Consider the following 12,703-nt stretch of genomic DNA (forward strand, 5'->3'; position numbering starts at 1 on the left):
CTACTACCTCAAGGCCTTCGTCGCCGCCGACAGCCACAGCATCGGCGCCTCGATCCTCAACGATCAGCAAAGCTCGCCCTGGAGCGCTGCCCTGGCCTATGCCCAGGTGTACTTCCTGGCGATCTGGAAAGCGGCCGTGCTGGCGGCGGTGCTGGGAATGCCTCTGCCGGTGCTGATCCCCAGGGACTGGCTGCTGCGGTTGTTCGGCCGCGCCGGCTTCGGCTCGACCCTGCGCGGCGGCCTGTTCGCCCTGCCCGGCATGATGTGCTCTTGCTGCGCCGCCCCGGTGGCCGCCGGCCTGCGTCGGCAGAACGTATCGGTGGGTGCGGCCCTGGCGTTCTGGATCGCCAACCCGGTGCTCAACCCGGCGACCCTGGTGTTCATGGGCTTCGTCCTCGGCTGGGGTTTCACGGCCCTGCGCCTGGTGGCGGGCATCGTCCTGGTATTGGGGGTATCGCTGATCGCCCAGCGCGTGGCGCGCCCCGAGCAACTGCCCGAAGCGGCGGTGGAAGCCGTGGTGGAGGCCGGTACGCCGAACGAGCAGCCATTCCCCGTGCGCTGGGGCAAGACCCTGTGGCAACTGTTCTGGAGCACCATCCCGATCTATATCCTCGCGGTCCTGCTGCTGGGCGCGGCGCGGGTCTGGCTGTTCCCGCATATCGACGGGGCCATGGGCGATAGCCTGTGGTGGCTGGTGCCCCTGGCGATCGCCGGCACCCTGTTCGTGATTCCCACGGCCGCGGAAATCCCCATCGTCCAGACCATGATGACCCTGGGCCTGGGCACCGGCCCCGCCGTGGCCCTGCTGATGACCCTGCCGAGCATCAGCCTGCCGTCGCTGCTGATGCTGCGCAAGGATTTCGACGCCCGGGTGCTGGTCACCGTCGCCGTGTTGACCATGCTGGTCGGCATCGTCTGCGGCCTGGTGGGCGCCGCCCTGCTGTAACCCTTCCCCTGACCGCAGCCAAGCGCCAGCGCGGCTGCGACCGGGCGCGCAGCACCCGCAGAAGCAGGCACTGCGTTTATCCAGGTGGAATGCATCGGCAGGTTTGGCGAGGACTGCGTCCTCATGCGCAGCCTCGCGGGCGCGACAGCGGCTACAGAGGTTGGCGCTGGCGCAGGTAATCGAGCACGGCGGCGTGGTCGCCCACGAACTCGATCCGAGCGCCCTTGCTCTCGCGCTGGAAGGCGTACATCGGGTCGTAGTACTCGCTGAGCAGGCCCTGGATCCAGCCCCGGTGCAACTCCACCACGCCACTGCGCTCCTGTTCGGCCAGGGCCTCCTGCATCAGCGCCAGCAACCGCTGGTGGCGCTCGCCGCCCAGGCGCTTGTGGATCTTGTTCAGGCTTTCCAGCAGGCGCTGGGCGAACAGAGCGAAACCCGGCTCGCCATGCACGGCAACGAACTCGGCGCACAGGTCCACCACATAGTCCTGGAGGATACGCTGCACCCGGTTGTCCAGGCGGTCCTCCAGCCAGATCATCGGCGCTCGTTGCATGCCCTGGTGCAGCGGCAGCGGCAACGCACAGCTACCGATCATGCGGTTCTCGTCCTCGACGACGAAACCCCGCACACCACGCTCACGCTTCTTCAGCAGGTCCACCGCCAGGCGGTTCTCGAAGTCGATGTTGCTCGGCTGCCCGGTGGCGCGCCGGCCGAAGCTGGAGCCGCGGTGGTTGGCATGGCCCTCGAGATCGAGGGCGTTGTCCAGTTGCCCCAGCACCTGGGTCTTGCCGGTGCCGGTCATGCCGCCCAGCAGCACGAAGTCGCACTGCTGCATGGCCTGCTCCACGGTGTCCAGGAGAAAGGTCCGCATGGCCTTGTAGCCACCACCCACCCGCGGATAGTCGATGCCGGCCTCGTCGCGCAGCCACTGCTGGACGATCTGCGAACGCAAGCCACCACGGAAACAGTAGAGCAAGCCATCGGGATGGGCCCGGGCGAAATCGGCCCAGGCCTGGATGCGCTCGGCCTTGATCGCCCCGGATACCAACTGGTGCCCGAGGACGATCGCCGCCTGCTGGCCCTGCTGCTTGTAGCAGGTGCCGACCCGCTGGCGCTCCTGGTCGGTCATCAGCGGCAGGTTGAGCACGCCGGGAAAGGCGCCCTTGGTGAATTCGATCGGCGCACGGGTGTCCATCAGCGGCCGGTCGTTGAGGAAGATCTCGCGGTAATCGGTGTAGTCCAGGGACATCAGCACACCTCGACCGCGTGACTCTGTCGCTCCAGCAGCTCGCCGATAGGCGCCAGCTCCAGGCCCAGTTCCGCCGCCAGGGCGAGGAATTCGCCATTGCCCTCAGGCGTCACCGCCACCAGCAGGCCGCCGCTGGTCTGCGGGTCGCACAGCACCCGCTTGTGCAGCTCCTGCACCCGCCCGACCTTGTCGGCATAGCTGCTGTAGTTGCGCAAGGTGCCGCCCGGCACGCAGCCCTGGTCCAGGTAGTACTCGACGCCAGGCAGACGCGGTACGCGGTCGTAATGGATACGCGCGGTCAAGCCGCTACCGTCGGCCATCTCCACCAGGTGCCCGAGCAGGCCGAAGCCGGTGACGTCGGTCATTGCGGTAACCGCCTCGAGCTTGCCGAAATGGCTGCCGGGCTTGTTCAGGGTGCACATCCAGTCCCGGGCCAGGCCAACGTCGGCATCGCGCAGCTTGCCCTTCTTCTCGGCCGTGGTGAGCACGCCGATCCCCAGGGGCTTGGTCAGGTACAGCAGGCAGCCGGCGGTGGCGGTGTCGTTGCGCTTCATGAAGCGTTTTTCCACCAGGCCCGTCACCGCCAGGCCGAAGATCGGCTCGGGGGCATCGATCGAGTGGCCGCCGGCCAGGGGAATGCCCGCGGCGTCGCACACCGAGCGCCCGCCGCGGATCACTTCACGGGCGACTTCCGGGGCCAGCACGTTCACCGGCCAGCCGAGAATGGCGATGGCCATCAAGGGATCGCCGCCCATGGCGTAGATGTCGCTGATGGCGTTGGTGGCGGCAATGCGGCCGAAATCGAAGGGATCATCGACGATGGGCATGAAGAAATCGGTGGTGGAGACCACCCCGCGTTCGCCGTCGATGGCGTAGACCGCCGCATCATCGCGCGAGGCGTTGCCGACCCACAGCTTGGGATCGAGGTTCTGGGCCCCGCTGCCGGCCAGGATGACCTCCAGCACCTGGGGCGAAATCTTGCAACCACAACCGGCTCCGTGGCTGTACTGGGTCAGGCGAATCGGCTCGCTCATGGGGCACCTCGTCAAGTCTGGGACGGGGATTCTAGCAGAGCCCTCGGGCCCCCGGTCGCGGCGTCCCCTGGTGGAACGGCATCTGCCAGTGCCCTTCGCGACCGCGCCACAGCGAACTGCGCCAGGCACTGCTGGCCGCTCGTCCGGACGCTGCGGCGTTATGGCACAGGTAGGCGACCTGGGTCACGCCGGTCGGTATGCAAAAGTCCCGGGCTTTGGTTAGGCTTGCAGCGCCCTGCCCGGGCCTGATTGCCACCCCACAAAAGCGCCGCCCCAGGCCACCTCCTCCAGGCCGGGTATGGAGCTGACGGAGCCCGCCATGAAGTTCAGCACCCAGTCCATCGCCCGCAAGCTCAAGTTCCACCAGCTGGTGGTCTTCGAACAGGTGTTGCAAAGCGGCTCGCTGGTCCGCGCCTCCCAGGCCCTGAACCTGACCCAACCGGCGGTGACCAAGATCATCCATGAGCTGGAATCCTACTTCGAGGCGCCGCTGCTGATCCGGAGCAACCGGGGGGTGAGCGCCACCGGCCTGGGGCAGGTGGTGGTGCAGCGTGCCAAGTCGCTCCTGGCGGAGTTGCGGGCCCTGACCGATGAGGTCAACGCCTTCCAGGAAGGCACCTCGGGGCACGTGATGGTGGGGACGCTGATCTCGGCCTCCACCTCGTTGTTGCCCCGGGCCATTCAATTGCTCAAGCGACAAGCCCCAGGCGTGCTGGTATCGCTGCGGGTGGGGCAAATGGATCAGTTGTTCCCGGCGCTCGCGGTGGGCGACGTCGACCTGGTGGTAGGCCGGATCCCAGATGACTGGCAATGGCGCAGCGAAGCCCTGGAAGTCGAAGTGCTGTACCGCGAGGACCTGAGCATCGTCGCCGGTGCCCGGCACCCGATGCATCGCCAGGCGCCGGTCAGCCTCCAGCAATTGCACGCTTACCCCTGGGTGCTGCCGACTCGCGACTCACTGCTACGCCGCACCTGCGATCGATTGTTTGCCGATAACGGACTGCCGACCCCGGACAACGTCGCCGAGTCGCTGTCGATCCTGACCAACATCACCCTGATGCAGGACCAGCGCACCGTGGCACTGATGCCCTTCGAAGCTTCCCGGCAGTTCATCCAGGCCGGCATGCTCAAGGCCTTCGACCTGGGAACCGCGCTGCAATTCGGCGACATCGGCTGCTTCAGCTCCGCCCAGCGCAAGCTGGGGCCCGCCGCCCGCTTGTTTCGCCAATGCCTGGACCAGGCCCGAAACGAATCCCTCACCGAAGAGCACCCGGCGTGACCCGGTATTCCAAACACTAATACCCAGTCATTCAATATTGATTATTCACTAATACCAGGTCTTCCTACACTCGCTCCGAAACCCACGTTTCGGAGGCTCAAGTGTCCACTCCCCTGCTGCGTCATTTCATCGACGGCGAGTTTGTCGCCAGCCCCAAGACCTTTGCCAATATCTCCCCTGTAGACGGTCGCTTGCTGGGGCAGGTCTGCGAGGCCGACCGGCCCCTGGTCGAACGCGCGGTAGCCGCGGCCAAGGCCGCGCAATCGGGCCCCTGGGCCCACTACAGCGCCAGCCAGCGCGCCGATCTGTTGCTGGACATCGCCAACGGTATCCAGCGCCGCTTCGAGGCGTTCGTCGCCGCCGAAGTCGCCGACACCGGGCGCCCGGTGCAACAGGCCCGGACCCTGGACGTGGCCCGGGCAGTACAGAACTTTCGCACCTTCGCCGAACTGCTGCGCCAGTCCGGTAGCGAGCTCTTCGAAATGCGCAGCGCCGAGGGCAACGACGTCTTCAGCTACAGCGTGCGCAAGCCCCATGGCGTGGTAGCGATCATTTCGCCCTGGAACCTGCCGTTGTTGCTGCTGACCTGGAAAGTCGCCCCGGCCCTGGCCTGCGGCAACTCGGTGGTGATCAAGCCTTCGGAAGAAACCCCATCCACGGCCACCTTGCTGGCCGAGGTGATGCGGGAGGCCGGAGTACCGGCCGGGGCCTTCAACCTGGTACACGGCTTCGGCCCGAAGTCGGCCGGAGAATTCCTCACCACCCACCCGGATGTCGATGCGATCACCTTCACCGGCGAATCGCGCACCGGTGCCACCATCATGAAAGCCGCCGCCGAGGGCGTGCGCGAGGTGTCCTTCGAACTGGGAGGCAAGAACGCCGCGGTGGTGTTCGCCGACTGCGATTTCGACGCCGCGGTCGCCGGGGTGTTGCGCTCCAGCTTCACCAACTCCGGCCAGGTGTGCCTGTGCTCGGAGCGGGTCTACGTCGAGCGGCCGATCTATGAGCGCTTCGTCGCCGCCCTCAAGGCTGGGGCCGAGCAATTGAAGATCGGCTACCCCGACGAAGACGGGGTGAACATGGGTTCGCTGATATCCCACAAGCATCGGGACAAGGTCCTGGGCTACTTCCAGCTGGCCCTGGAGGAAGGCGCGACCCTGGTCAGCGGCGGCGCTGTCCCCCACTTTGGCGATGCCCGGGACCAGGGCGCCTACGTCCAGCCCACCCTCTGGACCGACCTGCCGGATCACGCTCGTTGCCTGCGCGAGGAAATATTCGGCCCGGTCTGCCACATCGCTCCGTTCGACAGCGAGGAAGAAGTGCTGCGCCGGGTCAACGATTCGGCCTACGGCCTGGCCACGGCCCTCTGGACCCGCGACCTGAAGCGCGCCCACCAGCTGTCACGGCGTTTTCGCGTCGGCATGGTCTGGGTCAACACCTGGTTCCTGCGCGACCTGCGCACCCCCTTCGGCGGTACCCGGCTTTCGGGCCTGGGCCGCGAAGGCGGCCGCCACTCCCTGGATTTCTACTCCGAGATCACCACCATCTGCGTCAACCCCTGAGGGCCTCAACATGCATGCAGACCTGATCGAAGCGGCGCACCGCTTGCGCCAGGCCCAACTCGACGGCCAACCCTGCGCGCCGGTACGCGAGCTGATCGCCCGGGCCGCCGCGCAACAGCCACCGTCCGCCCACATCGACCTGGCCTACCAGGTACAGCGCTACAACAACAGCGCGGCCATCGACGCCGGGCGTCGCCCGGTGGGCCACAAGATCGGCCTGACCTCCCGCGCCGTGCAAAAACAACTGGGGGTGGACCAGCCGGACTTTGGCCAGCTGTTCGCCGACATGGCGCGCGGCGACGGCCAAGCCATCGCCTGGAGCGATACCTGCCAACCCAAGGTCGAGGCCGAAGTCGCCCTGGTCCTGGAGCGCGACCTGCCCCATGAGCGCCATACCCTGGCCGACCTGATCCGCGCCACCGCCTTCGCCCTGCCGGCCATCGAGATCGTCGGCAGTCGCATTGCCCAGTGGGATATCCAGTTGAGCGACACCATCGCCGACAACGCCTCCAGTGGGCTGTTCGTCCTCGGCAGTTGCCCAGTGTCCCTGGACCGCCTCGACCTGGTGCGTTGCGGCATGAGCATGACCCAAGGCGGCGAACCCGTCTCGGTGGGCGTCGGCGCCGCATGCCTGGACAACCCCTTGAATGCCGCCCTGTGGCTGGCCGACACGCTGGTCCGCCTGGGCACGCCGCTGCGCGCTGGCGACATCCTGCTTACCGGCGCCCTCGGCCCCATGGTGGCGGTCAAGCCAGGGCAGCGCTTCACCGCCCATATCCAGGGCCTGGGCAGCGTCAGCGCCGCCTTCGCCAGTGCCCAATAGACCGGAGCCCATCATGACCACAACCCTCAAGGCCGCGATCATCGGCTCGGGCAATATCGGCACCGACCTGATGCTCAAGATCCTGCGCCAGGCCCGGCACCTGCAACTGACCGCCATGGTCGGCATCGACCCCGCCTCCGATGGCCTGGAGCGGGCCCGGCGCCTGGGCGTAGCCACTACCCACGAAGGGGTCGAAGGGCTGCTGCGCATGCCCGAGTTCAGCGCCATCGACATCGTCTTCGACGCCACCTCGGCCGCCGCCCACCAGCACCACGAGGCCGTACTGCGCCAGGCCAAACCCAGCATCCGCCTGATCGACCTGACCCCGGCGGCGATCGGCCCCTATTGCATCCCGGTGGTCAACCTGGAGCAGCACCTGGACAGCCTCAACCTGAACATGGTGACCTGCGGCGGCCAGGCCACCATTCCCATGGTGGCGGCGATCTCCCGGGTCGCCCCCGTGCACTACGCCGAGATCGTCGCCTCGATCGCCAGCAAGTCCGCCGGCCCCGGCACCCGGGCCAATATCGACGAGTTCACCGAAACCACCCGCCACGCCATCGAAACCATCGGTGGTGCCGCCAGGGGCAAGGCCATCATCGTCATGAACCCGGCCGAACCACCCCTGATCATGCGCGACACGGTGCTGGTGCTATCGGCCGCCGCCGATCAGCAGGAGGTCGCCGCCTCCATCGCCGCCATGGCCGAAGCGGTGCAGGCCTATGTGCCCGGCTACCGCCTCAAGCAGCAGGTGCAATTCGACCCGGTCCCACCCTCCGCGCCGCTGCTGATCCCTGGCCTTGGGCACTTCAGCGGACTCAAGACCTCGGTGTTCCTGGAGGTCGAGGGTGCCGCCCACTACTTGCCCGCCTACGCCGGCAACCTCGACATCATGACCTGCGCCGCGCTGGCCACCGCCGAGCGCATGGCCCAGTCCATGCTCAATCGCTGAAGGAGCTTCGCCATGACCTCAACCCCCGGCAACAAGCTCTACATCTCGGATGTGACCCTGCGTGACGGCATGCACGCGATCCGCCACCAGTACAGCCTGGATCAGGTCCAGGCCATCGCCCGGGCCCTGGATGCCGCCCGGGTCGACAGCATCGAGGTGGCCCACGGCGATGGCCTGCAGGGCTCCAGCTTCAACTACGGCTTCGGCGCCCATACCGACCTGGAATGGATCGAAGCCGCCGCCGACGTCCTGCAACACGCCCGCATCGCCACCCTGCTGCTGCCCGGCATCGGCACCGTGCATGACCTCAAGGCGGCCTATCGCGCCGGTGCCCGGGTGGTGCGGGTGGCCACCCATTGCACCGAGGCCGATGTCTCGCGCCAGCACATCGAATGCGCCCGGGAACTGGGCATGGACACCGTGGGCTTCCTGATGATGAGCCACATGACCAGCCCGGAGAACCTCGCGCTCCAAGCCCGGAAAATGGAAAGCTACGGCGCCACCTGCATCTACGTGGTGGACTCCGGCGGCGCCATGAACATGCAGGACATCCGCCTGCGCTTTCGCGCCCTCAAGGCCACGCTCAAGCCGGACACCGCCACCGGCATGCACGCCCACCACAACCTCGGCCTGGGCGTGGCCAACTCCCTGGTGGCCGTGGAGGAAGGCTGCCAGCGCATCGACGCCAGCCTCGCCGGCATGGGGGCCGGGGCGGGCAATGCGCCGCTGGAGGTGTTCATTGCCGCCGCCGACAAGCTGGGCTGGAACCATGGCACCGACCTGTATCGCCTGATGGACGCCGCCGATGACCTGGTACGACCGCTGCAGGATCGTCCGGTGCGGGTCGATCGCGAAACCCTGGCCCTGGGCTACGCCGGGGTCTATTCCAGCTTCTTGCGCCATGCCGAAGTGGCCGCCCGCAAATACCAGCTCAAGACCGTCGACATCCTGGTGGAGCTCGGCCGCCGCCGCATGGTCGGCGGCCAGGAAGACATGATCGTCGACGTTGCCCTCGACCTGCTCGCTGCCCGGGAGTCCCGCCCATGAGCCTTGATCTGGAACCCATCGCCCACGCCCTCGACCAGGCCGCGCGCACTGCCTGCCCGTTGCCCCAGTTCAGCCAGCACACGCCGTTCGACCTGGCGCAGGCCTATGACATCCAGCGCGCCTCCATGGCCCGCCGCTACGCCGACGGCGAACGCACGATCGGCCTCAAGCTCGGGTTCACCAGCCGGGCCAAGATGGCCCAGATGGGGGTCGACAGCCTGATCTGGGGCTGGCTCACCGACGCGATGCTGGAAGAAGATGGCGGCACCTTGCGCCTCGATCGTTATATCCACCCGCGAGCCGAGCCGGAATTGTGCTTCCTGACCCGTCGCGTCATCGACCGGCCCCTGACCCAGCTCGAAGCCGTGGACTACCTGGAGGCCGTGGCCCCGGCCATCGAGATCATCGACTCCAGGTACGAAGCGTTCAGGTTCAGCCTGGAAGATGTGGTCGCGGACAACTGCTCATCGGCCGGGCTGGTGGTGGGCCCCTGGTCCCGGGATTTCTCGACCCTGGCCAATGCCGGGGTGCTGATGCGCCTGGACGGCGCGCTGGTGGAAGCCGGCTCCACCGCGGCGATTCTCGGACACCCGTTGCGTAGCGTGGTGCAAGCCTCGCTCCTGCTGGCCCAGGCGGGTATCAGCCTGCCCGCCGGTAGCCTGATCATGGCGGGTGCCGCCACTGCCGCCGTGGCCTTGTCCCCTGGAGCCCATATCCAGGTGGAGATCGCCGGTTATGGCGAATGCGCCTTCAGTTGCAGCGGCCATTCCCGGGGAGAGCGCCCATGACCAGCAAGCGCGCCACCCTGGTACCCGGCAAGGCCCAGCCCCGGGGACGTTTTCCCCACATCAAGCGCGCCGGCGACCTGTTGTTCGTTTCCGGCACCAGTTCGCGACGTCCGGACAACAGCTTCGAAGGCGTCGAGGTGGATGCCCTGGGTACCACCGCACTGGACATTCGTGCCCAGACCCGGGCCGTGATCGAGAACATCCGCGACATTCTCGCCAGCGAGAACGCCGGCCTGCAGGACCTGGTGGAAATCAGCGCATTCCTGGTGGACATGAACGACTTCGGTCCCTACAACCAGGTCTATGCGCAGTACTTCGACGAGCAGGGCCCGACCCGCACCACCGTGGCCGTGCACCAATTGCCGCATCCGCACCTGCGCATCGAAATCAAGGCGGTGGCCTATGCCCCGCTCAATCGCCGAGAACAATAACAATGGACAAACATCACTACAGCGCCCCGCTCAACTTCAACCGCTGGCTCGATGAACACGCACACTTGCTACAGCCACCGGTAGGCAATCGCCAGATCTGGCAAGACGCCGATTTCATGGTCACGGTGGTGGGCGGTCCGAACCAGCGTACCGATTTCCACGACGACCCCATGGAAGAGTTCTTCTACCAGTTCAAGGGCAACGCCTACCTGAACATCTGGGATCGCGGCCGCTACGAGCGCATCGATCTGCGCGAAGGCGACCTCTACCTGATGGCACCCCACGTCATCCACTCTCCCCAGCGCCCGGAGCCCGGCAGCCTGTGCCTGGTGGTGGAGCGCCAACGGCCACCGGGAATGCTCGATGCCCTGCAATGGTCCTGCGCTCACTGCGGCACATTGATCCAGCGCCACGAGCTGCAGTTGCGAAGCATCGTCGACGACCTGCCGCCCCTCTACGAAACCTTCTACGCCAGCAGCGACCAGCAGCGTCGCTGTACCGGCTGTGGCGAAATCCATCCGGGTCGCGACTGGCAGACCTGGCACCGAATCCTCAAGACGGCGACCTGCCCATGAAAATCGACATGCATTCGCACTTCTTCCCTGCCATTACCCAAGAAGAGGCCGCACGCCTGGACCCGGTGCGCGCTCCCTGGCTGCACAAGGACGGCGCCAAGGGCCAGATCATGGTCGGCGACAAGCCCTTTCGCCCGGTACACGACGTGCTCTGGGACCCGGCCCGGCGTATCAAGCACCTGGATGAACAGGGCCTGGACATCCAGATCATGTGCGCCACGCCGGTGATGTTCGGCTACGATGCGCCGATCGAACGAGCCTTGCCCTGGACACAACGCATGAACGACCGGGCCATGCAGATGACCACTGGCCACGAGTCGCGGCTCAAGGTCCTGGCCCAGGTGCCGCTGCAGGACCTGGAGGCGGCCTGCGCCGAAGCCAGCCGGGCACGGGCCATCGGTCATGTCGGGGTACAGATCGGTAACCACGTGGGCAATCACGACCTGGACCATGACCATCTTGTGGCCTTCCTCGATCACTGCGGGCGCAACGACATTCCGGTGCTCGTCCACCCCTGGGACATGATGGGCGGCGAGCGCATGCGCAAATGGATGCTGCCGTGGTTGGTGGCGATGCCCGCGGAGACTCAGCTGGGCATCCTCTCGCTGATTCTCTCCGGGGCCTTCGAACGCCTGCCTGAGTCCCTGCGCCTCTGCTTTGCCCATGGCGGCGGCGGTTTCGCCTTTCTCCTGGGTCGGGTGGATAACGCCTGGCGCCATCGCGATATCGTCCGCGAGAACTGCCCGCAATTGCCGTCAAGCTATGTCAAGCGCTTCTTCGTCGATTCCGCGGTGTTCGATCCCGGGGCCCTGAAACTGCTGGTACAGGTCATGGGCAGCGAAAGGGTCATGCTCGGCTCCGACTCGCCCTTCCCCTTGGGCGAGCAAGATATCGGCAGCGGCGTGGCCGAGCACCCCGATCTGGCAGAACTCGATAAATCAAGGATTCTGGGCAGTAACGCCCAGGACTTCTTCAAGCTGCTCTAAACCGCTACGTCCTTCCCAATCCCCTTGCGGCACCGGCAATCGTGGTCATCCGGCGGGCTCTCCCTGTCCGCCAGAAACAAAACCCATAAGGAGCCACCCTGTACGAGCGTACGCAAAACCTCACCGAACTCATCGATCGCAGTCCCCTCTCCGCCCTGCAGATACGCGTGTTGTCATTGTGCTTTCTGATTCTTCTACTGGACGGTTTCGACACTGCCGCCATCGGCTACATCGCTCCCGAACTGATTCACGACTGGCACATCGATCGCGTGCAACTGGCACCTGTCTTTGGCGCGGGGCTGTTCGGCATGCTCCTGGGCAGCTTTTGCCTCGGTCCCCTGGCCGACCGCCATGGACGCAAGTCCGTGCTACTGCTTTGCGTACTGATCTTCGCCCTGGGCACCCTGGCTTCGTCACTGTCGCCGAATATCGAAGTGCTGAGCGTCTTGCGCTTCGTCACCGGCATCGGCCTGGGAGGCGTACTCCCCAACTGCATCACCTTGAGTTCGGAATACTCACCGGCACGTCGGCGTACGCTGCTGGTAACCCTGAGCTATTGCGGTTTCACCCTGGGCTTGGCCTTGGGCGGGGGCGTGACCGCAGCGCTGTTGCCCCTGGTGGGTTGGCAAGGGTTGTTGCTGATCGGCGGCCTCGCGCCGCTACTGCTACTGCCCGTGCTGTACCACGCCTTGCCGGAATCGGTGTGTTTCATGGCTGGTCGCCCACGCCATGCCAGCACCTTGCACCGGGTCGTGGCGCAGATCAGCGGCCACGATGATTGGAGCCGGGTTCGGCTGCAAAGTGACACCCCCACGCGAACCATGCGTTCACCGCTAGGCGCGTTGTTCACTCCAGCGCAACTGGCGCGCAGCCTGTTGCTGTGGCTGACGTTCTTCTGCTGCCTGTCGGTGTTCTACCTATTGACCAACTGGCTGCCCACCGTACTGCGCGCCAGTGGTTACGACAGTCTCGATGCTGCGCGGGTCAGTGCCATGATTCCCTTGGGTGGGGCGCTGGGCGGCATCATCATG

At 66.1% G+C, this 12,703-nt stretch carries 12 protein-coding genes and 1 pseudogene; 11 read left to right on the forward strand and 2 right to left on the reverse strand.

Going from position 1 to position 12,703, the window contains the following annotated elements; all coding sequences use genetic code 11:
* On the forward strand, positions 1 to 946 hold a 946-nt coding region (locus tag ACK6AU_RS22485; protein ID WP_409301462.1), incomplete at its 5' end, for a permease.
* Between the two features lie 151 nt (positions 947 to 1,097).
* Here the strand turns inward: ACK6AU_RS22485 and mnmH are convergent.
* Positions 1,098 to 2,195: a tRNA 2-selenouridine(34) synthase MnmH gene (gene mnmH / locus ACK6AU_RS22490; protein WP_185701083.1), complete on the reverse strand. Its 1,098-nt coding sequence runs from the start codon at positions 2,193 to 2,195 to the stop codon at positions 1,098 to 1,100.
* Positions 2,195 to 3,229 (reverse strand): selenide, water dikinase SelD, encoded by a 1,035-nt coding sequence (gene selD / locus ACK6AU_RS22495; protein WP_185701082.1) that lies wholly within the window; start codon positions 3,227 to 3,229, stop codon positions 2,195 to 2,197. Before selD ends, mnmH begins: the two co-directional genes overlap by 1 nt.
* A 319-nt stretch (positions 3,230 to 3,548) precedes the next feature.
* Between selD and ACK6AU_RS22500 the strand changes: the two genes are divergently transcribed.
* The 10 genes and pseudogenes from ACK6AU_RS22500 to ACK6AU_RS22545 form a co-directional block, all read left to right on the forward strand.
* A complete protein-coding gene (locus ACK6AU_RS22500; protein WP_185701081.1) occupies positions 3,549 to 4,508 on the forward strand; it encodes a LysR substrate-binding domain-containing protein in 960 nt (319 codons plus the stop codon).
* Between the two features lie 101 nt (positions 4,509 to 4,609).
* Positions 4,610 to 6,070, forward strand: coding sequence for a 2-hydroxymuconic semialdehyde dehydrogenase (locus ACK6AU_RS22505; protein ID WP_409301465.1), 1,461 nt, complete (start codon positions 4,610 to 4,612; stop codon positions 6,068 to 6,070).
* Positions 6,071 to 6,080: 10 nt separating this feature from the next.
* On the forward strand, positions 6,081 to 6,893 hold the full coding sequence (locus ACK6AU_RS22510) for a 2-keto-4-pentenoate hydratase (RefSeq protein ID WP_185701079.1): 813 nt from the start codon (positions 6,081 to 6,083) through the stop codon (positions 6,891 to 6,893).
* 13 nt (positions 6,894 to 6,906) lie between these two features.
* Positions 6,907 to 7,845 carry an acetaldehyde dehydrogenase (acetylating) gene (locus tag ACK6AU_RS22515; RefSeq protein ID WP_068578206.1) on the forward strand — a complete coding sequence of 313 codons (939 nt, stop codon included), beginning with the start codon at positions 6,907 to 6,909 and terminating at the stop codon, positions 7,843 to 7,845.
* A 12-nt stretch (positions 7,846 to 7,857) separates the two neighbouring features.
* Positions 7,858 to 8,892, forward strand: coding sequence for a 4-hydroxy-2-oxovalerate aldolase (gene dmpG, locus ACK6AU_RS22520; RefSeq protein ID WP_185701078.1), 1,035 nt, complete (start codon positions 7,858 to 7,860; stop codon positions 8,890 to 8,892).
* Positions 8,889 to 9,680, forward strand: a complete 792-nt coding sequence (locus ACK6AU_RS22525) for a 2-keto-4-pentenoate hydratase (protein ID WP_185701077.1) — start codon at positions 8,889 to 8,891, stop codon at positions 9,678 to 9,680. Before dmpG ends, ACK6AU_RS22525 begins: the two co-directional genes overlap by 4 nt.
* Positions 9,677 to 10,111: a RidA family protein gene (locus ACK6AU_RS22530; protein WP_068578590.1), complete on the forward strand. Its 435-nt coding sequence runs from the start codon at positions 9,677 to 9,679 to the stop codon at positions 10,109 to 10,111. The genes ACK6AU_RS22525 and ACK6AU_RS22530 overlap by 4 nt, the downstream gene beginning before the upstream one ends.
* A gap of 2 nt (positions 10,112 to 10,113) precedes the next feature.
* On the forward strand, positions 10,114 to 10,686 hold the full coding sequence (locus ACK6AU_RS22535) for a 3-hydroxyanthranilate 3,4-dioxygenase (protein WP_185701076.1): 573 nt from the start codon (positions 10,114 to 10,116) through the stop codon (positions 10,684 to 10,686).
* Complete coding sequence (locus ACK6AU_RS22540) at positions 10,683 to 11,672, forward strand: amidohydrolase family protein (protein WP_409301469.1); 990 nt, start codon at positions 10,683 to 10,685, stop codon at positions 11,670 to 11,672. The genes ACK6AU_RS22535 and ACK6AU_RS22540 overlap by 4 nt, the downstream gene beginning before the upstream one ends.
* Positions 11,673 to 11,839: 167 nt before the next feature.
* A pseudogene (locus ACK6AU_RS22545) lies at positions 11,840 to 12,655 on the forward strand (MFS transporter); the annotation flags it as partial.
* Positions 12,656 to 12,703 lie beyond the last annotated feature (48 nt).

It is taken from the genome of Pseudomonas sp. KCJK8993 (assembly GCF_046230915.1).
GTDB lineage: Bacteria > Pseudomonadota > Gammaproteobacteria > Pseudomonadales > Pseudomonadaceae > Aquipseudomonas > Aquipseudomonas piscis.